The 23657-nt window shown below is 73.1% G+C and carries 18 protein-coding genes and 7 tRNA genes; 15 read left to right on the top strand and 10 right to left on the bottom strand.

What is annotated here, in order from left to right; all coding sequences use genetic code 11:
- The first annotated feature begins 118 nt into the window (after window positions 1-118).
- From cbiE to AB0M26_RS17125, 4 genes are all read left to right on the top strand, one after another.
- Complete coding sequence (cbiE, locus tag AB0M26_RS17140) at window positions 119-1378, top strand: precorrin-6y C5,15-methyltransferase (decarboxylating) subunit CbiE (RefSeq protein WP_365261272.1); 1260 nt, start codon at window positions 119-121, stop codon at window positions 1376-1378.
- Window positions 1379-1685: 307 nt separating this feature from the next.
- Window positions 1686-5684 (top strand): nicotinate-nucleotide--dimethylbenzimidazole phosphoribosyltransferase, encoded by a 3999-nt coding sequence (gene cobT, locus AB0M26_RS17135; RefSeq protein WP_365261270.1) that lies wholly within the window; start codon window positions 1686-1688, stop codon window positions 5682-5684.
- A gap of 385 nt (window positions 5685-6069) precedes the next feature.
- Entirely contained in the window at window positions 6070-7314 is a 1245-nt protein-coding gene (cobA, locus tag AB0M26_RS17130; RefSeq protein ID WP_365261267.1) for a uroporphyrinogen-III C-methyltransferase, read from the top strand.
- A 55-nt stretch (window positions 7315-7369) separates the two neighbouring features.
- The gene (locus tag AB0M26_RS17125) at window positions 7370-8188 is read left to right on the top strand and encodes an RNA methyltransferase (RefSeq protein WP_365261264.1); all 819 of its coding nucleotides are present in this window, start codon (window positions 7370-7372) and stop codon (window positions 8186-8188) included.
- Here AB0M26_RS17125 and AB0M26_RS17120 read toward each other — a convergent pair.
- Window positions 8155-9510, bottom strand: a complete 1356-nt coding sequence (locus tag AB0M26_RS17120; RefSeq protein WP_365261261.1) for a protein kinase — start codon at window positions 9508-9510, stop codon at window positions 8155-8157. The genes AB0M26_RS17125 and AB0M26_RS17120 overlap by 34 nt on opposite strands.
- A 687-nt stretch (window positions 9511-10197) precedes the next feature.
- On the opposite strand from AB0M26_RS17120, the gene AB0M26_RS17115 reads away from it, so the two are divergent.
- The 3 genes from AB0M26_RS17115 to AB0M26_RS17105 all read left to right on the top strand — a co-directional run bounded on the left by AB0M26_RS17115 (window position 10198) and on the right by AB0M26_RS17105 (window position 12800).
- Entirely contained in the window at window positions 10198-10404 is a 207-nt protein-coding gene (locus AB0M26_RS17115) for a hypothetical protein (RefSeq protein ID WP_365261258.1), read from the top strand.
- 856 nt (window positions 10405-11260) lie between these two features.
- A complete protein-coding gene (locus AB0M26_RS17110; protein ID WP_365261255.1) occupies window positions 11261-12448 on the top strand; it encodes an aminoglycoside phosphotransferase family protein in 1188 nt (395 codons plus the stop codon).
- A 70-nt stretch (window positions 12449-12518) separates the two neighbouring features.
- On the top strand, window positions 12519-12800 hold the full coding sequence (locus tag AB0M26_RS17105) for a zf-TFIIB domain-containing protein (protein WP_365261252.1): 282 nt from the start codon (window positions 12519-12521) through the stop codon (window positions 12798-12800).
- 80 nt (window positions 12801-12880) lie between these two features.
- Here AB0M26_RS17105 and AB0M26_RS17100 read toward each other — a convergent pair.
- From AB0M26_RS17100 to AB0M26_RS17080, 5 genes are all read right to left on the bottom strand, one after another.
- Window positions 12881-12952 (bottom strand) — tRNA-Val (locus tag AB0M26_RS17100).
- Window positions 12953-13060: 108 nt separating this feature from the next.
- A tRNA-Val gene (locus AB0M26_RS17095) sits at window positions 13061-13132 on the bottom strand.
- Window positions 13133-13207: 75 nt separating this feature from the next.
- Window positions 13208-13279 (bottom strand) — tRNA-Val (locus tag AB0M26_RS17090).
- 1 nt (window position 13280) lies between these two features.
- Window positions 13281-13354 (bottom strand) — tRNA-Cys (locus tag AB0M26_RS17085).
- Between the two features lie 32 nt (window positions 13355-13386).
- A tRNA-Gly gene (locus AB0M26_RS17080) sits at window positions 13387-13459 on the bottom strand.
- 395 nt (window positions 13460-13854) lie between these two features.
- Here AB0M26_RS17080 and AB0M26_RS17075 point away from each other — a divergent pair.
- The 3 genes from AB0M26_RS17075 (at window position 13855) to AB0M26_RS17065 (ending at window position 16661) form a co-directional block, all read left to right on the top strand.
- On the top strand, window positions 13855-14913 hold the full coding sequence (locus AB0M26_RS17075; RefSeq protein ID WP_365261249.1) for a chorismate-binding protein: 1059 nt from the start codon (window positions 13855-13857) through the stop codon (window positions 14911-14913).
- Window positions 14910-15734, top strand: a complete 825-nt coding sequence (locus AB0M26_RS17070) for an aminodeoxychorismate lyase (RefSeq protein ID WP_365261246.1) — start codon at window positions 14910-14912, stop codon at window positions 15732-15734. Before AB0M26_RS17075 ends, AB0M26_RS17070 begins: the two co-directional genes overlap by 4 nt.
- Window positions 15735-15821: 87 nt before the next feature.
- Window positions 15822-16661 (top strand): GNAT family N-acetyltransferase, encoded by an 840-nt coding sequence (locus tag AB0M26_RS17065; RefSeq protein WP_365261243.1) that lies wholly within the window; start codon window positions 15822-15824, stop codon window positions 16659-16661.
- Window positions 16662-16703: 42 nt separating this feature from the next.
- Here the strand turns inward: AB0M26_RS17065 and AB0M26_RS17060 are convergent, their stop codons facing one another.
- Window positions 16704-17213, bottom strand: a complete 510-nt coding sequence (locus tag AB0M26_RS17060) for a DsbA family protein (protein WP_365261240.1) — start codon at window positions 17211-17213, stop codon at window positions 16704-16706.
- A gap of 166 nt (window positions 17214-17379) precedes the next feature.
- On the opposite strand from AB0M26_RS17060, the gene AB0M26_RS17055 reads away from it, so the two are divergent.
- Both AB0M26_RS17055 and AB0M26_RS17050 read left to right on the top strand, forming a co-directional pair.
- Window positions 17380-17868: a hypothetical protein gene (locus AB0M26_RS17055; RefSeq protein WP_365261237.1), complete on the top strand. Its 489-nt coding sequence runs from the start codon at window positions 17380-17382 to the stop codon at window positions 17866-17868.
- An 88-nt stretch (window positions 17869-17956) separates the two neighbouring features.
- Window positions 17957-18157 (top strand): hypothetical protein, encoded by a 201-nt coding sequence (locus AB0M26_RS17050; RefSeq protein WP_365261234.1) that lies wholly within the window; start codon window positions 17957-17959, stop codon window positions 18155-18157.
- Window positions 18158-18262: 105 nt separating this feature from the next.
- Here AB0M26_RS17050 and AB0M26_RS17045 read toward each other — a convergent pair whose 3' ends face one another.
- Together AB0M26_RS17045 and AB0M26_RS17040 are read right to left on the bottom strand one after the other, a co-directional pair.
- A complete protein-coding gene (locus tag AB0M26_RS17045; RefSeq protein ID WP_365261231.1) occupies window positions 18263-18820 on the bottom strand; it encodes a CGNR zinc finger domain-containing protein in 558 nt (185 codons plus the stop codon).
- A gap of 244 nt (window positions 18821-19064) precedes the next feature.
- The gene (locus tag AB0M26_RS17040; protein ID WP_003959770.1) at window positions 19065-19478 is read right to left on the bottom strand and encodes an SsgA family sporulation/cell division regulator; all 414 of its coding nucleotides are present in this window, start codon (window positions 19476-19478) and stop codon (window positions 19065-19067) included.
- A 190-nt stretch (window positions 19479-19668) separates the two neighbouring features.
- Between AB0M26_RS17040 and AB0M26_RS17035 the strand changes: the two genes are divergently transcribed.
- Both AB0M26_RS17035 and AB0M26_RS17030 read left to right on the top strand, forming a co-directional pair.
- Window positions 19669-20154 carry a TIGR02611 family protein gene (locus AB0M26_RS17035; RefSeq protein WP_365261339.1) on the top strand — a complete coding sequence of 162 codons (486 nt, stop codon included), beginning with the start codon at window positions 19669-19671 and terminating at the stop codon, window positions 20152-20154.
- Between the two features lie 54 nt (window positions 20155-20208).
- Window positions 20209-20280 (top strand) — tRNA-Val (locus AB0M26_RS17030).
- 95 nt (window positions 20281-20375) lie between these two features.
- Here the strand turns inward: AB0M26_RS17030 and AB0M26_RS17025 are convergent.
- Window positions 20376-23288 (bottom strand): hypothetical protein, encoded by a 2913-nt coding sequence (locus AB0M26_RS17025; RefSeq protein ID WP_365261228.1) that lies wholly within the window; start codon window positions 23286-23288, stop codon window positions 20376-20378.
- 285 nt (window positions 23289-23573) lie between these two features.
- Between AB0M26_RS17025 and AB0M26_RS17020 the strand changes: the two genes are divergently transcribed.
- Window positions 23574-23645 (top strand) — tRNA-Val (locus tag AB0M26_RS17020).
- Window positions 23646-23657 lie beyond the last annotated feature (12 nt).

Raw genomic sequence — 23657 nt, 5'->3', positions numbered from 1 at the left:
TCCGGGCCACCGGGGTACTGTGCTCGTCCGGGGCGAACCCGCGTACCCCCACACGTGCCAACCGGCCCGCCCACCTCGCGGGCCGGCGACCTGCGACTTGCCCAGGAGACTGACGACGATGGCCGACCGGGTCACGGTGATCGGCTACGACGGCTCGGCACTGACCGCCGCGGCCGCCTCCGCGCTGGGCGCGGCCACGCTCGTGGCCGGCGCCGCGCACCATCTGGCGCTGCCCGAAGTGCCGCATTCCGCCGAGCGCATCAGGCTCGGCAGCGTCGACCTCGCCGCCCGCCGTATCGCCTCCCACCGCGGCACCGCGGTCGTCCTCGCCGACGGGGACCCCGGCTTCTTCGGCGTCGTCCGCACCCTGCGCGCGCCCGAGCACGGCCTCGAGGTCGAGGTGGTGCCCGCGGTGTCCTCCGTCGCCGCCGCCTTCGCGCGCGCCGGCATGCCGTGGGACGACGCGCAGATCGTCGTCGCGCACAGCCGCGATCTGCGCCGCGCCGTCAACGTCTGCCGGGCCCACCCCAAGGTCGCCGTCCTCACCTCGCCCGGAGCGGGCCCCGCCGAACTCGCCCTGCTGCTCGGCGAGGTGCACCGCACCTTCGTCATCTGCGAGGAACTGGGCACGGACCGCGAGCAGGTGACCGTCCTGACCTCCGACAAGGTCGCCGACCACACCTGGCGCGACCCCAACGTCGTCATCTCCATCGGCGGCTTCCAGACCACCGCCGCACCGGGCGTCGCCGTCCAGGGCGGAAGCTGGATCGCGGGACGCGACCCCGGCCAGCCACCCACCGTCCGCGGATGGGCGCTCCCGCCCGCGGACTACGGATTCGGGCCCGGCGCCCAGGACGCGCCGGGCGAGGGGGAGTCGCCCCACCTCCGCGCCGCCCAACTCGCCCGCCTCGGGCCCCGCGTGGGCGACCTCCTCTGGGACATCGGGTCGGGTACGGGCGCGGCCGCGGCCGAGGCCGCACGATTCGGCGCGGCCGTCATCGCCGTCGACCACGACCCGGACGCCTGCGGCCGCACCGCCGCCGTCGCCCGCCGCTACGGCGTCCAGCTCCAACTCGTACACGGCACCGCACCGGAGGTCCTCGAAGACCTGCCCGAACCCGACGTCGTACGGGTGGGTGGCGGCGGCGCCCCGGTGGTCGCCGCCTGTGCCGCGCGCCGCCCCGAACGGATCGTCGCCCACGCCCCCACACGCGACGCCGCGGAGGCCATGGGAACCGCCCTCACCGACGCCGGATACGGCGTGGAATGCGCCCTGATCCAGTCTGTGGAGTTGGACACGTCGGTCACCTCCTCGTGGACGGAACGCGAGCGCGCAGTGGCGTTTCTCCTGTGCGGCCACCGCCTTTCGCGGCGCTGACCCCCGCCCGGTTCCGCCCCTCGTACCCCGCCCTGGGCGGGGCGTGGGCGGAAGTCGGCCGGTGAACTGCCGCCAATGCGTGGGCGGTAGGCTGGCCGACCGTTGTACCGCCGCGCGGCGTTCGCTGTTTCGTTCGCCAATGTCCGGGACGTACCCCCGTTTTGGGTGCGAGTGGTACGACGGTCGGGGGACGCTCGACGTGCCGCGGGGCGTACACGCTCGTTGTTCTCACGGGGCGGTCGCTGCGTCGCGTCCGGGCGGCCGGACGAGCGGTTGGAAGGAGCACTACCTATGGCGAGGGGTACGCATGACTGACACCGGTCAGGTCCCGGGCGAGGGACTGCCGGAGAACGCAGGCGGACAGCAGGAGATGCCGCCGTACGCGGCTCCCGCCACCCCCGCAGGCTCCGGCCTGCCGGAACGGCCGGGCGGCGCCCCGGCCCAGGGTGCGTACGCCTTCCACGACCCGGCCGAGAGCGGTGCGGGCGGGGGTGAGGAGGAGGACGCGCTGCTGATGCCCGGCGCTCAGGGCGCCTGGGGCGACCTGCCCGCGGGTGCCGTGCCGTCTCAAGCCCAGGCGTATCAGCGTCCGCAGGCCCAGGCGAACGTCCCTTCGGCAGCGGGGCCGTCCGCCGGGTATCCGCAGCAGGCGTCCGGCCACCCGCAGGCGCAGCCGTCGCCGTACGCCTCCGCCGGGCACCCGCACGCGTATGTGCCACCGCAGGCCCAGCAGTCCGCGGACTCGGGAGCCTACGAGCCAGGGATACTCGGCCACGCGCCGACGCATACCGGGACGCCCGCCGGGACACACGAGACCGGCGGCCGTGACACCGGGTCCGTCGACTACGGTGCCGTGCGCATGCCGCAGCAGTCCTCGGTATCCCAGTCCGTCTCCCGGCCGATGGCTGCCCCCTCCCATCCGGCGCCCGTCTCCGCAACGCCTCCTGCGGGGACACCGACGCCCGGCCGGCGTCCCCTGCACCGCGGGCCGCAGGCGCCGGACACCTCGGGCGGGGTCGTCCGCTCGCTCGCCGATCGCGGCCCCGCGGGCGCGCCCGCGCAGGGCGCCGTCCCCTCTGTTCCGGCATCCGGTCCGGTACCGGGTCCCGAGTACCTCGACGTACCGCCCGGGGAGTCCGCGGTCGCCCTGTCCATGGCGGCGTACGCCGATCAGTACGCCGCGTCGCTCCCGGGGCCGCAACTCGGCGAGATCCCGCCGCAGAGCGCGCACTGGGACATGCAGCCGGCGCCGGACGGTGCCGCAGGGCCCGCCGACCATGCGCCTGCCTCCGCGGCGGCGCCCCAGGCTCACGACGCCGCCGGTCGCGCCGTCGTGGATCCCGCGGCCAGCGCAACGGCCAACCACCTCGCAACCGGCGGTGGTTCAGGCGCCGACGGCGCGGCGGACGTGCCGTACCAGGCCCCCGAGCCGCAGCCTGCTCAGGGCGACCCGGGGCAAGCCGGACACGTCCCGGCCGGATCGGGAGCCGCGTCCCTCCACGAGCCTCCGCTGCCTCAGAGCGGCGGGCCGGTTCCGCAGACCGCATCGGCCCAAGACCCGTCCGCCCACCCGGAGTCGGGGCACGGGCAGCTGCCGGGCGGTGACGTGGACGGGGAACCGCCCGCCGCGGACGAGGGCGTGAACGGCGGAGGTATGCACGGCCGGACGGCTGGCGCGGCCGACGGATCCGTGGCGGCGGGGAGCGCCGACGGGGCCGCTGTGACCAATGCGGCCTGGACTGTGACCGAGGCGGCCTGGACTGTGACCGAGGTGACGACGCAGGGTGTCCAGCAGCACGCGGCTGCCGCCCAGCCGGGCGACGTACAACCCACCACCACGGAACCGCCGTTGCACGTCACCGAACCCCATCAGTCGGCCGCTTCGGGAGCACCCGGCCCCGAGGCGGCGCGGCCCGCGGAAACCGAGGAAGCGCCGGCCGCGAGAAGCGATGTTGCCCCTGAGGCGACCGGTGGGACTCCGGCGCAGCCCCAGGAACCGGTAGGGGAGCAGGCGTCGGACACCTCCGAGGTGCAGTCCGAGAGCCCGGCCGGAGAGCCGGAGTCCGGGTCGGCGCCGGAGGCCGCCGCACCGTCGTGGCCCGAGCCCCCGGCGGAGCGTGAGACGCAGCCCGAGCCGCGGCCCGCCGCCGATCCCCAGCAGGGACAGGATGCCGCGCCGGTGGCCGAGCCTGTGCCCGCGACCGAACCCGTCGCCACGACGACGGCCCCGGGTACCGGCACCCCGGGATCCGCCGACCAGGAAGAGCCCGGCGCAGGGCATCGCCCGGTCCTGGCCGACGAACTGGTTGCGCCCAAGTCCCGGCCGCAGCAGCCCGCTGCGGAACCGGCCGCCGAGCCTGTGGCCGCCGCCGCGGCTGCCGACCAGGAAGGCGCCCAGGCCGCCGACCACGATGCAGCCACCGCTGCCGACGCCGAGGTGCCCGTCGACCCCCCGGCGTCCATCGACGCCGAGACACCCGTCGTCGCCGAGACACCCGCCGATGCCGAGGCGTCCGGCGACCGCGCCGTTGACGTACCCGATGCGTACGACGCGGGAGCCGCGGACGGCCGCGCCCCCGCCGAGGGCTACGGGGACGCCGAGCGCGAAGCCGTGCTCCGCGTCATCCGCGAACGCCGCGACATCCGCAACGGTTTCCGCTCCGACCCGATCCCGCACGACGTACTGCTGCGGGTCCTCGAAGCCGCCCACACCGCACCCAGCGTCGGCCACTCCCAGCCGTGGGACTTCGTCGTCATCCGCTCGGCCGAGACCCGGCGGACGATGCACGAACTGGCCATGCGCCAGCGGGAGGCGTACGCCCAGTCACTCCCGAAGGGCCGCGCCAAGCAGTTCAAGCAGCTCAAGATCGAGGCGATCCTCGACACCCCGGTCAACATCGTCGTCACCGCCGACCCCACCCGGGGCGGCCGCCACACCCTCGGCCGTCACACCCAGCCCCAGATGGCGCCGTATTCCTCCGCGCTCGCCGTGGAGAACCTCTGGCTCGCGGCGCGCGCCGAGGGTCTCGGCGTCGGCTGGGTCAGCTTCTTCGACGAGCGTGAGATGGTGCGCGCCCTCGGCCTCCCCGACCACCTCGAAGTGGTCGCGTACTTGTGCGTGGGATACGTCGACGAGTTCCCCGACGAGCCCGAGCTGATGCAGGCGGGCTGGTCCAAGCGCCGTCCGCTGTCCTGGGTCGTCCACGAGGAGACGTACGGCCGCCGCGCCCTCCCCGGCGCGGAACCGCACGACCTGCTCGCCGAAACCCTCCAGGGCATCCGCCCATTGGACGCCAAGGCGCTGGGCGAGGCATGGGAACGCCAGAAGCGGATGACGAAGCCCGCGGGTGCGCTGGGCATGCTGGAGATCATTTCCGCGCAGCTCAGCGGGCTGTCCCGGCAGTGCCCGCCGCCCATCCCGGAGCCCGCTGCGGTGGCGATCTTCGCGGGCGACCACGGTGTCCACGCCCAGGGCGTGACCCCGTGGCCGCAGGAGGTGACCGCGCAGATGGTCGCCAACTTCCTCGGTGGCGGGGCGGTCTGCAATGCCTTCGCCAACCAGGTCGGTGCCGAGGTCTGCATCGTCGACGTGGGTGTGGCGGGCGAACTGCCCAGCACGCCCGGGCTGTTGCCGCGCAAGGTCCGGCCGGGCACGGGCGACTTCACGGCCGGGCCCGCGCTCACCCAGGAAGAGGTGCTGCGGGCGATCGAGGTCGGCATCGAGACGGCCAGGGACTTGGTCGCCGCCGGCAACAAGGCGCTGCTCAGCGGCGAGATGGGCATCGCCAACACGACGGTCTCGGCGGCCCTCATCTCCGTTTACACCGACCTGGACCCGTCCGAGGTCACCGGCCGCGGCACCGGCATCAACGACGAGACGCACGCACGCAAGGTCGACGTCGTACGGCGTGCGCTGGAGCTGCACCAGCCCGACCCGGCCGATCCCATCGGGGTCCTGGCCGCGGTGGGCGGTCTGGAGCATGCGGCGATCGTCGGCCTGTTGCTGGGCGCCGCGTCACTCCGTACGCCGGTCATCCTCGACGGCGTGAGCGCGGGTGCGGCGGCCCTGGTCGCGCGAGCGATCGCCCCGGAGGTCCTGGCCGCGTGCATCGCGGGTCACCGCAGTGCGGAACCGGGGCATGTGGCGGCGCTGACGAAACTGGGGCTGCGCCCGCTGGTCGATTTGGACCTTCGCCTCGGCGAGGGTACGGGCGCGCTGTTGGCGCTCCCGCTGGTCCAGAGCGCGGCGCGGGCGATGCACGAGGTGGCGACGTTCGACTCGGCGGGCGTCACGGAAAAGGCGTAGCCCTCGCCGGGCGGGCCGCTCCGCGCTGGGGGTGCTCTTTCCCGGCGCGGGGCGTCCCCTGCGTGTAGGTGGCCGTTGGGCTGTTGTCGGTGGGTGCCGGGGGCGAGGTGGGACTGTCCCACCCCCCACCCCCCGACCACCCCCGCGCAGAGCGTCCCACCCGCACCGACGACCGCCCGCACACCATACGGATCCGCGGTGGCTCCGATCAGCGACGGGACGGCAGGCACGTCCTGGCACGTTCCGGCACGTCCGCCGAGGCCGCCCGGACGTCCGAGGCGGCCTCACCGTAGGGTGGGCGGCGAGGGCCGACGCTGTCGGCCTGCCGCTCCAGTGCCGCAGCGGCCATGTTCCAGCCTCTCCGCACGGAGGACTCGCACTCGCCATGACCGAGAACGCCGCCGGCGCCCCGACGCCGTACCCCGCCTACCCCGTCGGACTGCGGCTCGCAGGACGACGGGTCGTCGTGCTCGGCGCCGGACAGGTCGCGCAGCGGCGGCTCCCGGGGCTGCTCGCCGCGGGCGCGGACGTTTCGGTGATCTCCCCGTCCGCGACCCCCTCGGTCGAGGCCATGGCCGACGCAGGCGAACTGCGGTGGGAGCGGCGCCGCTACCGCGACGGCGACCTCGCCGAGGCCTGGTACGCGCTGATCACCACGGACGACGACGAGGCGAACGCCGCGGCCTCCGCCGAGGCCGAGGCCCGCCGCGTCTGGTGCGTGCGCAGCGACGACGCCGAGGCCGCGACCGCCTGGACCCCGGCCACCGGCCGCAGCGAGGGCGTCACCGTCGCGGTCCTCACGGGCCAGGACCCGAAGCGTTCTGCGGCCGTGCGGGACGCGGTCGTCGAGGGCCTGCGCGACGGTACGCTCACCGCTCCCCACCACCGCTCCCGCACTCCCGGTGTGGCCCTGGTCGGCGGTGGTCCGGGCGACCCGGACCTGATCACGGTCCGCGGGCGCAGGCTTCTCGCGGAGGCGGACGTCGTGATCGCCGACCGCCTCGGCCCGCGTGATCTGCTGGACGAACTCCCGCCGCACGTCGAGGTGATCGATGCCGCGAAGATCCCGTACGGCCGCTTCATGGCGCAGGAGGCCATCAACAACGCCCTGATCGAGCATGCCAAGGCGGGCAAGGCGGTCGTCCGGCTCAAGGGCGGGGATCCGTTCGTCTTCGGCCGGGGCATGGAGGAGGCCGAGGCGCTCGCCGAGGCGGGGGTTCCCTGCACGGTCGTGCCCGGGATCTCCAGCTCGATCAGCGTTCCCGCGGCGGTGGGCATCCCCGTCACGCACCGGGGCGTCGCGCATGAGTTCACGGTCGTCAGCGGCCATGTGGCGCCGGACGACGAGCGATCCCTCGTCGACTGGGAGGCGCTCGCCCGGCTGCGTGGCACGCTGGTGCTGCTGATGGGGGTGGAGCGGATCGGCGCCATCGCCGAGGCGCTCATCGCGTACGGCCGTGGCGCGGACACACCGGTCGCGGTGATTCAGGAGGGCACGACGGCGGCCCAGCGCCGGGTCGACGCGACGCTCGCCACCGTGGCGCAGAGGGTGCAGGCGGAGGGCGTACGACCGCCCGCGGTCGTGGTAATCGGCGAGGTCGTCGCCGTCGGTTCCCATAACCGCCGGTAACCTCAGCGCGTAGGGCGCCGTTGGCAGCACGACCAGGACAAGGCAGTATCACCCTGTGGCAGAACTCATCACGGTCGACGACCCCGACGACCCCCGCCTCGGCGACTACACGGGCCTGACCGACGTCGAGCTGCGCCGCAAACGGGAGCCCGCGGAAGGGCTGTTCATCGCCGAGGGTGAGAAGGTGATCCGGCGCGCCAGGCACGCCGGGTACGAGATGCGGTCGATGCTGCTGTCGTCCAAGTGGGTCGACGTGATGCGCGATGTCATCGACGAGGTGCCCGCCCCCGTCTACGCGGTGAGCCCCGATCTCGCGGAACGCGTGACCGGCTATCACGTGCACCGCGGCGCCCTCGCCTCCATGCAGCGCAAGCCGCTGCCCACCGCGGCGGAACTCCTCGCCTCCGCGCGCCGCGTGGTCATCATGGAGGCGGTCAACGACCACACCAACATCGGCGCCATCTTCCGCAGCGCCGCGGCGCTCGGCATGGACGCCGTACTGCTCTCCCCGGACTGCGCCGACCCGCTCTACCGGCGATCGGTCAAGGTCTCCATGGGAGCCGTTTTCTCGGTCCCGTACGCACGGCTGGAGACCTGTCCGCGCGGGCTGGAGTCGGTGCGTGAAGCCGGGTTCAGGCTGCTGGCCCTGACGCCCGACGAGAAGGCCACCTCCATCGACACGGCCGCATCGCACCGGCTCGAACGGGTCGCCCTGATGCTGGGCGCGGAGGGGGAGGGCCTCTCCACACAGGCGCTGGTGGCGGCGGACGAATGGGTCCGCATCCCGATGTCGCACGGCGTGGACTCGCTCAACGTGGGCGCCGCGGCGGCGGTCGCCTTCTACGCCCTGGCAAGCGGCCGCCCGGACGCCTGAACCTCAACCCCCCGGCCCGCGTGGTCGGCCGGGGCCGCCAGGCCCGAATCCGGCGGCGGGGCGGGCAGTTGCGCCTGCGACCCGTACGGCGCCTCGCGGTCCGGGGCCAGGCCCGGGCCCCGCGCCGGCCCCTGGCAGCCCTGAGCCGCCGCGATGCCCAGCGCCACGAGCAGCGTGACCGTGACGAACACGATCAGCCGCTGGCGCAGCAGCCGCCGGTTGACACGGGGGCGCCGGGCGGGCGGCTGACCCGGGCGTGTGTGCGTACGGGTGTTGGGGCGAGTGTTGCCCCGCGCCCCGCCGCGGGCAACCGGAGTGCGCGGACCCGGGCTGGGCGCCGTACGGGGCGTGGAGGCCCGGGGCGACTGGGCGCGGGACGAAGGCGTGGGCGTGGGCTGGCGCCGGACCGTGCGCTGCCGCGCGTAATCCTCGGCGGGCCCGCCTCCTGCCGCGTGCGGCGACTCCTCGCGCGACGCCGGGGGACGGTTTTCCGGCAGGCCGTGCGCCTCGCGCGCCGCGATCTCCTTGAGCCGCATCGAAAGCTGCAGGGTGGTGGGGCGGTCCGCCGGGTCCTTGGCAAGACAGGCCTGGATGAGCGGGGCGAGGGAGTCCGGTACACCGTGGAGCTGCGCTTCCTCGTGCACCACGCGGTAGAGCATGACCTCCGAACTGCCGTGCCCGAAGGGGGAGTCCGACGTCGCGCAGTACGCGAGGGTGGCGCCCAGCGCGAAGACATCGGTGGCCGGTGTCACGGCCGCGCCGCGTACCTGCTCGGGGGCGAGGAAGCCGGGGGAGCCCACGGCCGTACCGACGTGGGTCAGCGTGCTCGCTCCGGTCGCCCAAGCGATCCCGAAGTCGATGATCCGGGGGCCCTTGGGGGAGAGGAGGATGTTCGACGGCTTGAGGTCGCGGTGCACAACACCCGCGTCGTGCACGGCGACCAGGCCCTCGGACAGGGCCGCGCCGATCGACGCCGTACGCGCCGCCGAGAGGGGGCCCTCCTCGGTCACCTTGTCGTGCAGTGAGGGGCCGGGCACGTACTGGGTGGCGAACCACGGCCGGTCCGCCTCCAGGTCCGCCGCCACCAACCGGGCCGTGCACCCGCCGCGGATCCGCCGCGCCGCCGACACCTCGCGGGCGAACCGCGACCGGAACTCCTGATCCTCCGCCAGATCGGGCCGGATCACCTTGAGGGCCACGCGCTGACCGCGCCGGTCCGAGCCCAGGTAGACCACACCCATACCGCCGGCACCCAGCCGCCTGTGAAGCCTGAACGAGCCGACGACACGCGGGTCCTCGCGCCGGAGCCGCATCATCGCCATGTCCATCCCTGATAGCCGGTCCGCCTGACGTGCCACAGCTTACGGATTGCCGACCCGGTGTGCTCATAGGCGCCGCATGCGTCGGCCGACGGATTGTCAGTGTCCGGTGGGAACCTGGGAGTACGGGGTGAGAGGGCTGCTCATCGAAAGGCCGAATCCGACTGCGAGATCTCAACGGTCCATCGCATAAGGGGGATTGATCGAATGAAGGGTGACGGACCGGAGACAGTGATTGACGCCGGGGACACGACAAGGACGTACGAGACGGTGGTTCAGCGGGCCGGCCCCAGGTGGCGTCGGAGGCGGACAGGGGCCTGGTGGAAGTGAGCGAAGTCACGCTGCTGCGAGGCCTCGCGGGTGCCCGGGTTTCCGTGGTGCGCAGTGTGCTTCATGGCGGACCGGCCGCGCCCGGTGCCGGCGCCCGGTGGGCCCTGCCCAGGACGGCCGCTCGGGGACTGTCCCGTGGGGGATGACCCGCAGGTTTGGAAGCGGATCTCCACCCAGGGGAGTATCCGGTTCCGCCCCGCGTCATCCTCCGGGAGAACGGCCAATCGATACGGAGGCATGACGACCGGAGGTTCCGGCGTCCGTAATCTTGAAGTCAAGCGGCGGGCGATCACTCGTCCCCCGAGGCCGGACGCCCGCCGCTCCTGATCGGCACGTAGGGCGAGGGGAAGGGAGCGGGCCATGGCGGACACGGCAGGACGAGCGACTTTCGTGTCGCAGGGGCGCAAGGCAGTGGCCTCGTTCGGCATCCGCCCCTCCGGCACGCGCCACCCACTGGTCGCCGCCGCGATGGTGCTGCCGCTGGCAGCCGTGCTCTCGGTGGTCTTCGGCGGCTGGGAAGCCGTCGTCACACAAGCGTCGTCCGTGGTCGGGATGCTGGGGCGCTGAGCGGCGCCCCGAGCCCGGGAGAGCGGCCCGGGCCGGGGACAACCCGGCCATCAACCCCGTGGGGACGGGGGTGCGGCGGACGGCACGAATGCCCGGACAGCTGGGGAGCTGTCCGGGCATCGCGCTTTTTGCGCACCGCCCTCGCCGGGTGGGGGCGTTCCGCGCTGGGGATTGTCGTCGCGGTGCGGGGTGATCTCTGCGTGGCGATCGTGGGCCTGTTGCCGGTGGGTGCGGGGGCGGGGCGGGGTGGGTCCTCTCCCGGCGGCATGATTTTCGGGCCGGCACGAGTATCGGCTTTGACTGCGGCCCGTGTTCGGTCGGCCCACACATCACGCTTTGGCGCCTGGACAGGACCACCCCACCCCGCCCCCTCCTCCGTATGGCCCGCCGTCCCTTTCAGTGTGAAATGCCTTCCGGTAAGGGTCAGTTGAGGCGTGCCCGTGCGGATGGTGTATGTCCACTGGGTCATGGCGTTTGCCGGACGTTTCAAGCACGGGGCCTGCCTGGCCGGGTGCGCGCCGGCCTGTTGCTGAGGCCGCGGGTGTGGGGGTCGGTCGCGGGACGGCATGAGGGGGTAGGGCGGGACGGTCCCGGCAACGGGCGTAGAGCGTGATGTGTGGGCCGACCGAACACGGGGCAGCAGACAAAGCCGATACCCGTGCCGGCCCGTAAATCATGCAGCCCCGGGGGGACCGTCCCGCCCCGCCCCCGACCCACTCCCCGCTCGGAGCGCCCCGCTCGGAGCGCCCCGCTCGGAGCGCCCCCGCACCGACCACAACACCGCACCCACATCGGTCGTAGGATCCGCCCAGGGGCGGCACACGCGCTCGCCCCGGTCGGGGGAGAGGGGGCCACCGTGCGGACACCGACCGCCGAGGAGTTGCGGCAATTCGCCGGCCTCGGGCACGTGACCATGGCCCGCCCCGCCGTACAGCCGGGCCCAGGGGTCGCGAACGCACCCGCGTCCGCCGCCACGATTCCGCACCCGCTCCCCACCCCGGAGCCGGTCGTCCTCGCCGACCGGCCCGATGGCACCGTCGTACGGATCGGGGACATCGTCTCCAAGGCGCACGCCCCCGGCATCGACCCCACCGCGCTGACCGCACGGCTCCACGTCGCCGCTCACCCGCGGCTCCATGGCGTGCTGCTGCCGCCGTTGCCCGTCTCACGCGACGGCGGATTGCTCGGCCGCCTCCACGACGGGCGCGCGGCCAGTCTCTGGCCGTCGGGCCGGCCCGTCGCCCCCGACGACCCGGCCGCGGCCCCGTGGGAGGAGGCAGCGGTTCTCCTCGCACGGCTGCATTCCACCCCGCTCGCCGAACTCGCCCTGCCCGGGTCCGTGCCGCCGATGTGCGGTCCGGCCAAGGCCGCGCGGGCCATGGCCCGGCTGCGGGTGGCCTCGGTGAGCCCCGCCGCCCGGGACGCCGTCGAGGGCGCCTGGCACGGCCTGCCGCCCTGGGCACGCGACGAGGCGCCCGCCGGCGCTGCCGCCGCCCCCCACGCCGGATGCGTCGGCAACGCACGTATCGACCTCGCTGCTGTTGATCGCGACGCAGTCGATTCCGGGGTCGACCCCGCAGAGGTAGCCGTCGCCGCTCACGGAGCGGCGGTCGACCCCGCCGCCGTCGACCGTGGCGCCCTGTGCCACGGCGACTGGCATCTCGGGCAGCTCGTCCGGCACCCCGATCCCGACGGCCCGTGGCTGCTGATCGATGTCGACGACCTCGGACTCGGCGACCCCGCGTGGGACCTGGCCCGCCCCGCTGCCTGGTTCGCCGCGGGGCTTCTCGCGCCAGACGTCTGGCAGCGATTCCTGGACGCCTACCGCTCCGCCGGAGGACCGGCCGTACGATCCGAGGGCGACCCCTGGCCGCAACTGGACGTCCCGGCACGCGCGTTGACGGTCCAGACGGCGGCGCTCGCTCTCGTCAGGGCCGCAGCGGAGGGTCGAGTTCCGGACGAGGACGAGATGGCGTTGGTCGAGGCCTGCGCCCGAATCGCGGATCTGGGATCCGGAGGCATGTCGCAATGCGTCATGACGTAGCGAGAAGTATCTGCTGCCGGGCAGAATTCCCGGCAGTTCGACGTCCTACGGCGAGGAGCTGAGCCGAGCAATGCAATGTCCCAAGTGTCATGCGCCGATGCATACGTACAACCGCAACGGTGTCCAGATCGAGCAGTGCAGCGGGTGCCGGGGGATCTTCCTCGACTACGGGGAGCTGGAGTCGCTGACCCGGCTCGAATCGCAGTGGGCGCAGCAGGCTCCGCCGGCGCCGCCTGCCCCTCAAGCCTACCCCGCGGCCCCCGCGTGGGGCGCGCCCCATCACGGCCATCACGGTCACGGCCACCACGGCCATGGGCACCGGGGCTTCGGCCGGATGCTCTTCTCCTCCTGAGAAGACGCGCACCGGGCGTACGCAGCGCCTGCGCAAAAGCCGGGGCCGGAGCTTCAACGCTCCGGCCCCGGCCCATCGTGTGGACGATACTGGGATTGAACCAGTGACCTCTTCCGTGTCAGGGAAGCGCTCTCCCGCTGAGCTAATCGTCCTCGGTACTGCTGCTCGCGCGTACTGCGGTTGCTATGTACTGCTGTTGCGACGCGCTGCGCTTGCTCCGCGCTGCCGCATCTACGGACCGTAGTACGGCGGTTGGTGCGTGCGCGATACTGGGATTGAACCAGTGACCTCTTCCGTGTCAGGGAAGCGCTCTCCCGCTGAGCTAATCGCGCCGGGATCCCCGCCTGCCGTCGGGGCGAGGTCCTTGCGTGCCCTGCCCCCTGCCGAGGGAAGGTCCTGCGGACCAGTGGACGATACTGGGATTGAACCAGTGACCTCTTCCGTGTCAGGGAAGCGCTCTCCCGCTGAGCTAATCGTCCGTGGAGGTGGAGACGGGATTTGAACCCGTGTAGACGGCTTTGCAGGCCGTTGCCTCGCCTCTCGGCCACTCCACCAGTGCGGGGGTTCGGGTGGATCCCCCACGTCGAGCGGACGACGAGATTCGAACTCGCGACCCTCACCTTGGCAAGGTGATGCTCTACCAACTGAGCCACGTCCGCAGGTGCCTCCCCCGGAGTTCGTCCGGGAGGTGCTCCGAGCCCCCGGGGTGCATCCGCATCCCGGCGACGTGTTGAACTTTAGCGGATTCCTGGGCCAGCTCAAATTCCGTTTGCCCAGCGTGCTGCGCTCGGCTCCGCCGTGCCCGCGGCCCATCGCCGCCGGTCGTCCCTGTTCGGTATCCCTGGCGCCCCGCTCGGCAGCCCCGAACGTCCATGGCCGACACTCCGAACGTCCATGGCCGACATCCGCGAACGTCCGTGGCCGGCACTGCTGACGACCATGGCGGGCAGATCTGACGTCCACGCTCTGCGCCCTCGGGCGTGCGCCCCCGCCTCCGCCCCAGCGGCCGGTGCCCCCGCCCGGGCCACGGGCCGCCCACCATAGACTCGCTGCCGTGCACGACCTCGCCCCTCTCGCCCGCTTCGGGAACCTCGTTGCCGCTGACCTGCGCGATGTCACAGGCGACCCCGAAGCGCTGGACTCGGCGGGCTTCTGGGCGGTGGTCGCGGACTTCGAGGGCCGCCTGGTCTGCGCGCGCTTCGGGGACGTACGGCACGAGCCGGTGCCCGAGCCCGTACCGGGGGCCTGGACGGCTCCTTTGCCCGGCGACTGGTCGTTCTCCCTCGACCGCGCCGCGTACACGGCGGGCGTGCGGCGGATACGCGAGTACATAGCAGCGGGCGAGGTCTATCAGGTGAACCTCTGCCGGGTGCTGTCCGCGCCGCTGCCCGATCCCGGCGCGGCGGATGTCGATGCGCTCACCGCGCTGCTCGCGCGTGGGAACCCGGCCCCGTACGCCGGTACGGTCCGGCTCCCCGCGCATGGAGTGGAGGTGGCCACCGCCTCGCCCGAGCTGTTCCTGCGGCGAGCGGGACGGGTGGTGGAGTCGGGCCCGATCAAGGGCACCGGGCGCACCGCGGCGGACCTGCTGGAGAAGGACCGCGCGGAGAACGTGATGATCGTGGACCTGGTGCGCAACGACCTGGGCCGTGTCTGCGCCACCGGCTCGGTGACGGTCCCCGCGCTCTGCTCCGTCGAGCGCCACCCGGGCCTGGTGCACCTCGTCTCCACGGTGCGCGGCGAGCTGGCGAAGGGAGCGGGCTGGCCCGAGCTTCTTGCCGGAACGTTTCCTCCCGGCTCGGTCACCGGCGCTCCCAAGTCCAGCGCCCTCCGCATCATCGACGCGCTCGAGCCCGTGCCCCGCGGCCCGTACTGCGGCGGCATCGGCTGGGTCGACGCGGATCGCGGTACGGGCGAGCTTGCCGTCGGAATCCGGACGTTCTGGATCGAACGTACCCAGTCCGGGGGACCCGTACTGCGGTTCGGCACCGGTGCCGGGATCACCTGGGGCTCGGATCCGGACCGCGAGTGGGAGGAGACCGAACTGAAGGCCTCCCGGCTGCTCGCGGTAGCGTCGGGAACGTACGAGGAGTCCGGGAGGACACGACGATGAAGATCTGGCTCGACGGGAACATGCGGGACGTCGAGGCGGCGCGTGTGTCAGTGCTCGATCACGGGCTGACCGTCGGCGACGGCGTCTTCGAAACGATCAAGGCGGTCGAAGGGCGGGCCTTCGCGCTGACCCGGCATCTCCGGCGTCTGGCGCGCTCCGCCCGCGGCCTCGGACTGCCGGAGCCGGACCTCGACGAGGTGCGGCGGGGCTGCGAGGAGGTGCTCGCGGCCGAACCGGTGCCGCTCGCCCGGCTGCGCATCACGTACACCGGCGGGCTCTCGCCCCTGGGATCGGATCGTGGCACGTCCCCGGCCACGCTGGTGGTCGCCCTGGACGAGACGACCCCGCGGCCCGACCGCACGGCCGTCGTGACCGTGCCATGGACCCGTAACGAGAACGGCGCGCTGGCCGGCCTGAAGACCACGTCGTACGGGGAGAACGTCGTCGCGCTCGCCCGGGCGCGGGAGCACGGGGCCTCCGAAGCACTCCTGGCCAACACCGCCGGTCTGCTCTGCGAGGGGACCGGGGCCAACGTGTTCGTGGTCGTCGACGGCGAGCTGCTCACCCCGACGCTCTCCTCCGGCTGCCTCGCGGGCATCACCCGCGCCCTGGTCGTGGATTGGGCCGGGGCGAAGGAGACCGACCTGCCGTACGACGTACTGCGGCGGGCGGACGAGGTGTTCGTGACCTCCAGCCTCCGCGATGTCCAGGCCGTGCACCGCGTCGACGACCGGGAGCTGCCCGGCGCCCCGGGCCCGGTCACCGCCAAGGCGATGCGGATCTTCTACGAGCGCTCGGCCACAGACTTCGATCCGCGCTGAGGGCCGGGGATGCGGCAACCTCCCCGCGGGCCCCTGCGCTGTGAAAACGGGTGACGCCGGAGTGCGGCGCGAGGTAGAACACCTCTGATGACCACCACCCTGCGGCCCACGGGGCCGGACCGGCACGGCGCGAACGGGACGCGGTCCCGCGACTACGAGGTGTGTGTCAACGGCCGTCGCGTCGGCACGACCGGGCTCTCCACGGACGGACGGTTCGGTCCATCCGTGGGCCGGATCGTGGACCTGCGGATCGACGAGCCCGACCGGCGGCGCGGTCGCGGCACCGTCGCCGCGCTCGCCGCGGAGGAGGTTCTGCGCGGCTGGGGCTGCTCGCGTGTCGAGGCCACGGTCCCGGAGTCCGCGGAGGTGGCGCTGCGTCTGGCGACCGCCCTCGGATACACCGAGCGCAACCGCAGCATGGTCAAGCGCGTGCCCGACCAGCCGCTCCCGCTCCCCGAGGGCAGCGCCGTACGCCCCATGAGCGAAGGGGAGTTCGCGGTCTGGAGCGCCCGCGCCAAGCGCACGTATGCGCGGAGCTGGACGGAGAGGGGCGTGGCGGAGGGGGAGGCGTGGGCCATGGCCGAGGCCGACGACGCGGCGATGCTGCCGGACGGGATCGGGACCCGCGCGGCTGTGCTGCGCGTGCTCTCCCACGCGGGGGAGGACGTCGGAACCCTCTGGGTGTCGCTCGCGGACCGGCTGCCCGCTGACATCGACGCGTTCGTCTTCGAGGTGGAGGTCGCCGAACGGCACCGGGGAAACGGCCACGGGCGGGCCCTGATGCTGGCCGCCGAGCAGGAGTGCCGGACGGCCGGGGCCGATCGGCTGGGCCTGAACGTGTTCGCGGGCAACACCCCGGCGCTCGGGCTGTACGAGTCGCTGGGCTATGCGACGACCCGCCGCCACTTCTGGAAGCCCTTGATCTGAGCCCGGCCGCCGTCCGGGGCCGGTACCCGCGCCGGCCGTGGCTCAGCGGCCCAGGAGCCGGTCCGCGATCTCCTCGATCCGGGTGCGCAGCCCCTCTTGGCTCTTGCCTCCGTCGAGCCGCTGTCCGTCGATGACGTACGTGGGGGTGCCGGTCACCCCGATTGCCTTCCCCTCGGCCTGGTCGGCGTCCACGATCAGCATGTGGCGTCCGTCGATCAGGGAGGTGTCCATCTCCTCGGTGTCCAGGCCGAGTTCGCCCGCCACCTCCACGAGCAGGGGCTCACCGCGCGCCGCCAGGTCCTGCGTACGCGCCAGCACTGCCTCGATGTACGCCCATCCCTGTCCCTGCGCCGCGGCCTCCTCGGCGGCTTGGGCCGCCGCGTACGCGTGCTTGTGCTTCTCCAGCGGGAAGTGCCGCAGGCGCAGTTCGAGCGCGTCGCCGTAGCGCTCGCGCAGTGCGTGCAGGTCGTCGAGGGCTGCGTGGCAGTCCGGGCACTGCAGCTCGCACCAGATGTCGAGGACGGCGGGGGCGTTCGGGGTGGCGTTGCTCATGGCGACAGTCTCGCAGTACGCGGTGACGGGTCCGGACCGGGACCTGGGGAGGATCACGCCCCGGAGATGTCCCTGAAGGGGGCCGGGAGGCATGGCCGCTGTCGTCGCGACGGTGCAGGATGGAGGGCGGAGGACGGAACACCCACGACCGGGATGGGAGTGCGCCATGCTGACCACGACCGTATGCGTGGCGCTGTCCGCCGCTGGCCTGGCGATCGCGATCCTCACGGCGTACCGGCGTCGCTATGTGCGCGCGACGCGGATCGCCGCCTTCGCGCTGATCCCGGTCGGTCTTGCGATGGCGGGCCTGGCCGAGCTGGGCGGGAAGGTGGGGCGTGCCGTGGGCGACTGGGCCGCCGACCTGGTGTTCAAGCCCTCGGTGTGGACGGGTTTCGCCGTCCTCGCTGCCTCCGTGGTGCTCTTCGTGATCGCCAGAGCCGCCGGAGGGCGCAAGGGTCGCCGAGGTGCCGTCGAGGGGGCCGGGCGGCAGGGCGTGGAACCGGGGGCCTCGGCTCCCGCGGTCGGCCCGGGCCGGGCGGCGCCGCAGACGGCGCCCAAAGCGAAGCAGGAGGCGCCGAAATCGAAGCAGGGCCGGTCCGACGCCCTGGACGACTTCGAGGACATCGAGGCGATCCTGAAGAAGCACGGGATCTGACAAGAACCGTCACGTCACGACGAAGTCCCCTGAAAATTGCGCGTGTTGAGCGTGGGCAGCGGCGCCGCTGCGCCATCATCGGCGGGAGATGAACGACGACCTCGCCACCCCGGGCGCCGACCCCTCCCTGTCCCCTGGCACAGCCCATCTGTCCCACGGCACAGGGGAATCCGGCGCCGAGCCGCGCGGCTGCCTCTTCGCGCTCTCCCAGCCCCCGTTGATGCTCTTTCTGGCTGTGATCGGAGCGCTGCTGTTGTTCACCGCGCTCTACGACCTGTATGCGTGGTGACACCGACCGTGTCCGCCGCGGCGACCGTGCCCGCCAAATCGACCGTGCCCGCCGCGGCGACCGTGCCCGCCGTAGTGGGCCGCCGTCGGGCCGCTCCGTGACCGGTCAGTGCGCGGCTTCCCGGCGTCGCGCCCGGTACGCGGCCACATGCAGACGGTTGCCGCACGTCCTGCTGTCGCAGTAGCGCCGCGAACGGTTCCTGGAGAGGTCCACAAAGGCCCGCCGGCAGTCGGGGGCCTCACAGCGCCGCAGCCGCTCCTGTTCGCCCGCGACCACGAGGAAGGCCAGCGCCATGCCCCCGTCCGCCGCCAGGTGGTCGGCGAGGGATGCGCCGGGGGCGAAGTAGTGCACATGCCAGTCGTAGCCGTCGTGGTCCGTCAGCCGGGGCGTGGTGCCGGCCCCGGCGACCATCTTGTTGAGCAGCTCCGCCGCAGTCCGGGTCTCCTCGGCCGCGAAGACCTCGGCGAAAAGGCCGCGCACGGCTCGTACGGCATCCAGATCGTGATCGTCGAGCCGTCCTACGTCGCTGATGCTGTGCCGCTCGACGAAGCCGCGCAGCGCCGCGACGTCGGGAAGCGCGTCGGGCTCTTCGCCGTCGGGGGTGGTGTTCACCAGATCGACAACCGATTCGAGGGCGCACCGGGTGTCGTGGTTGATCAGCACGGTTTGCTCCCTGGCCGGTGGTCGGCTGCCGCCGGCGCCGCGCGCCCGCGCATCGCCGGATGGTGGCCGACTCTAGCGCCCGCAACGCAGCGGCGCCTTCGTCGCGGGTGCGATCCGCGGCGAAGGCGCCGTTGGCTGCTGTATGCGATGTTCCGGGCTCGCGCCGTCTCCCCGAGTCGGACGGCTACGGGCTGTGAGCGGTTGGGGCGGTTGGTCCCTGGGTGCCTCTCGGATGTCCCCCGGCTCAGCTTTCGGCCAGGATGTGGGAGAGCTCGGTATCGAGGTCGAAGTGGCGGTGCTCGGTGCCGGGCGGAACGGCGGCGTCCGTCCGCTTGAGGAACGATTCCAGCGCCCGCGCCGGGGCCTCGAGCAGCGCCTCACCCTCGGGGGAGCTCAGGGCGATGCAGACCACGCCCTGACCATGGCTGCGGGACGGCCAGACCCGGACATCGCCGGTGCCGGTCGGCCGGTGCAGTCCCTCGGCGAGGAGGTCGCGGGCGAACACCCACTCGACGGTCTCCTCGGCTCCGGTGTGAAAGGTGGCGTGCACGGCGTAAGGATCGGCCGTGTCATACCGCAGACCCGCTGGGACGGGCAGGGAGGATTCGCTCGACACAACGAGGCGCAGGTGCAGCTCGCAGCTGACCGTGGTGTTCATAAGCGCCAAGGCCTTTCGCTCAGTGTGCGCTCGGGGATTCGCACGTCGGCGAAATCGACATGCCACCTACGGTGTCGTTGTAAACCCCTCTGCCCGTTTTGAGGTTGTTCAGGTACCCCGAATGGTGGAGTTCTCGATCATCCTCGGCGCCCATTCCGGTGACGCTTCGTCGTCGGGTACTTTGGGTCGTATGAATGCGGAGAGTGACGAGCGGCAGGAGCTCGCCAAAGTGGCGGCCACCGGCCCGACGGGGGACGGTATGACGGGGAATGCCATGACGGATACCGGTGCGACGGCTGTCGGAGGGCGGCTCGGATCGAAGGCTCCGCAGTTCATCAAGGCCTCGAAGCCGCTGCATCTGAGCTGGCAGGTGGGGGTTTTCCTGGTCGGGCTCGCCATCGTGGTGGGCGGTGTGATCCTGCTGCCGCTGCCCGGGCCCGGCTGGTTGGTGATCTTCGCCGGCATGGCGATCTGGGCGAGCGAGTTCGTCTGGGCGCAGCTCGTGCTGCGCTGGACGAAACGGAAAGTGACCGAAGCGGCTCGCAGGGCGCTCGACCCGCGGGTGCGCCGGCGCAACATCATTCTGACCTCGATCGGCCTGGCGATCATTTTCGCTGGCGTCGGGGTGTACATCTCCCGTTACGGCCTGTTGATGCCGTGGCAGATCGGCCGCTGACGCCGAGTTGAGTCAGGGCACCCGCTGACATGCGGTAATCTGTGCCCTGCGCCGGGGCGATTAGCTCAGCGGGAGAGCGCTTCGTTCACACCGAAGAGGTCACTGGTTCGATCCCAGTATCGCCCACACCGGCCGAGGGCCGGAGGTTTTGAGCCTCCGGCCCTCGATGCTTTTCGGATTCCTTCGGGCGAGGCTCGGCCCGGAGAAGCTCGGCCCCGGAATTACCGCATTCGGCCGAGCGCATCGCGGATTTTCCGCGCGTCGCGCAGCCGGTGCTCGTAGGTCGCCCCGGTGGCCAGCAGAAGCAGCCCTGCGACGGCCGGTGGGAGCCAGCGGGGGAGGGCGTCGACGACCTGCACGATGTACGGGGCCAGCTCGTGCAGGGCGACCAGTGTCAGGACGGTGCCGCCGAGCAGCAGCGGCGCCTGGAGTCCTCGGCGGGCGCCGACCATCGTCACGGCCAGGGCGGCGAGACCGAGCAGCAGCGGCCTGACCCAATGCGTGTCGTGCCAGACCGCCATGAGGCTCGGCAGGAGCGTCGTGCCCAGGCCCGGCCCGTACGCCGTCCAGGACGACACGGGCGGGTCCTGACGGCGCTGGCGGAAGCCGATGAACAGGGCGGCGGCGGTCACCGGCAGGGTGTACGCCTCGGGGGCGGACACGTCCCATGCCGCGAGCCTGGACCACGCCGCCATGACGAACAGCGCAGCGGCGGCGTGGCGTGCGGCCCGGCGGTCCCGGCGCAGGGCCGTGGACGACATGACCACGCCGGCGAGTGCGAGGACGGCGGCGAAGATCGGCGGATCGCCCGCGGCCAGGCCGATCGCGAGGAGCAGCGCGGCGTAGCCCGTGCATTCGACGGCGAGACCGGCGGGCAGGGCACGCAGCCGAGCCGCGACGGTCGCCCCGGCCGCGGCGACCGCCACGACGGTGAAAGCGGTCCTGTGGGGCGGGAGATCCGCGGCGGCGCAGACCGCGACCGTGAGCGCAACGGCACAGGCGGTCGCGACGCCCGCCGTGACCCTCTGCCGTACGTGCGCCCAGGCGGCCGTTCCTGCGGCGGCCGAGGCCGCCGCGTGGACGACGAACAGACCGCTGAGGGCGCCCAGGGTCACCGGCTGCTCCGCCAGGCTCCAGAGGGCGGCTGTCAGCGTCATGACGGCGGCGCTGAGCAGCGCGGCGAGCGAGGGCGCCTCCGTCCACGTGCCGGCGTCCGGGCCGGCGGGAGCGGAGTCCTGGGCACCCGGTTCGCCCGGGGAGGACGTCGGCGGGTGCTCCTCCGCGGCGGCGGGCCCGGGGTGTGCGGAGGCCAGCGTCACGGAGGCCACGAGCAGCACCGCCACCTGCGCCACGAGCAGTGCCACGGCGACCGGGTGCGCGAGATCGAGGGCGACCGGCAGGACCGCGCCGAGGGCGCACCAGGCGATGACCGCCGCGGCCGCGAATGCGGCATGCCGCCGCCCGCTCGCCGTCCCACGGTTGGGCACCCCACGGTGTCGCACCGTGACCCTGCGGTGGAGCGCCATTGCCGTCACGGCGAGGACCCCGAGGACGGCGGGTACGGCGCCGGTGCCCGGCCAGTCGATGTCCACGCTCACGCTGCCAGGCGCGAGTGCGTCCCGGGCGCCGGAGGGTGCACCGGACCAGACGGCACCGGTCCACGTCACCGGCGCCAGGACGGCCGTCGCCACGGACGGCAGGGTCCAGAACACCGCGCCCGCGTGGACGAGTCCGCCTGCCGCCGACAGACCGGTCGCCATCGCCGTACGTGCGGCCGCGGCCCGGGCGGCGACCAGGACGACTGTGCCGCTCAGCAGGTAGCCGAGGACCGCCCAGGACCCCGGCAGGGCCGTCCTGAGCAGACCGCCGACCGCGCCGACCACGGCCAGGCCGCCCGCGCCCGCAGGCCAGGCGAGAGCGGCGGCGCGGCTCGCGGGCCATGGCGCGGGGCGGGGTACGGCTCCCGCGGCGGGGCCGGTGACGATTCCGGCTTCGGCTTCGGCTCCTTCGCCGTCATCCGGTCCCGCGGCGCCGGCCGCCGGTCCCGCCTGTGCGGGTGGCTCCGGCGAACAGGTCGGTGCGCCGTCGCCCGTGTGCTCCTCGCGCGAGTGGCGCCATGAGCCGGTCAGGCCGAGCGCGGCCGCCAGGAGCAGCAGCGCCGCGGCGCGCGCCGTCTCGGACAGGCCGGGAGACGTCGCCGACACCCCCGCCGCGAGCAGTGCGCCCGAGATGCCCGTGACGGATGCGCACACGGTCGCGGCCAGGCGTACGGACCGCTCGCGGAAGCCGAGGGCGAGTGCCAGGTCGGCCGCCGCCGTGACGAGGAGCGCCGAGCCGTAGCCCAGGGGTCCGGCTCCGGCGGCCAGAGCCGAGAGCGGCAGCGGAAGCTGGGCCAGGAGTACGGCGATGGGCAGGGGCAGCCGCAGCCTTCTCGCGCCGGTGTCCACCCGTGTACCGGAGTCGTCGGCGTCCCCCGCGGCGGGCGGCAGGCGAAGCCACAGCCCGTACGCGGCCCAGATCGCGGCCACCACGGCGGTTGCGAGCGCCGAATAGCCGGCCGGGTCCGCAGCCGCCAGGGCCACCTGGTGCACTGCGTATGCGTCGAGCAGCAGCAGGACCAGCCCGAGGCACGCCACCGCTTCCGCGGTCGCGGCGAGCGCACGGCGGAGGAGCAGAAGCGCGGGCGTGCCCATGGCGGTCAGTGTGAGGACGGCGAGTACGGCGGCCCGGCCGCCGATGCCCATGGCCCCCCAGCTCACGACGGTGAAGGCGGTCACGGCGACGGCGAGGAGCACCCCGCCGAGGGCGAGGAGCACGTTCTGAACGGTCGGCGGCCGGGCATCCCGCCGCGACGGCTGCGCGGCCCACGGACTCGGCGCCGGGGACCACGGACTCGGCGCGGGGGCCGATGGTCCGTGCGCCGGTGCGGACGGTCCGTGCGCCGGTGCGGACGGTCCGTGCGGCGGGGCCCAACGGGCCTGGGGAGCGGCAGCCGGGCCGGACTGCCGTAGCTGGTCCAGCAGTTGGGCCCTGCGCGTGAGCAGCCAGGCGCGGTGCGACTCCACCCGGGCCAGCGTGTGCTCGAGCTGTTGCAGCTCGGCTGCGGGCGGGAGGGCCGGGGGCACGTTGTTCATGTCCCCGGAGTGTGGTGGCCGCCACACGCCCGGGCATGGGTACGGATACTCAGATCCGGTGAGTACGCGACGCCCGCAGGCCTCTGCGCCCGTACGCCCGGTCGCGTTGCCGAGCCGGCCGCCACGGGCCCGTGCCCGGTTCCGGGTCCCGTGCCGTCGGGTCCTGCGATCTCCGCGGGTCAGGCCTGCGCGGACCGCGTCGCGGGCCCCGGATGTCGTTTGATGGAACTCTCCTGGGCACGGTATGGTTCTGGCCGTGCCGCCGGGGAAGCCCCCGGTCACAGGGGGCGATTAGCTCAGCGGGAGAGCGCTTCGTTCACACCGAAGAGGTCACTGGTTCGATCCCAGTATCGCCCACACCCCTACGAG

It is taken from the genome of Streptomyces sp. NPDC051776 (assembly GCF_040681345.1).
Lineage (GTDB): Bacteria > Actinomycetota > Actinomycetes > Streptomycetales > Streptomycetaceae > Streptomyces.
This window is presented reverse-complemented; position numbering and strand designations above follow the sequence as displayed.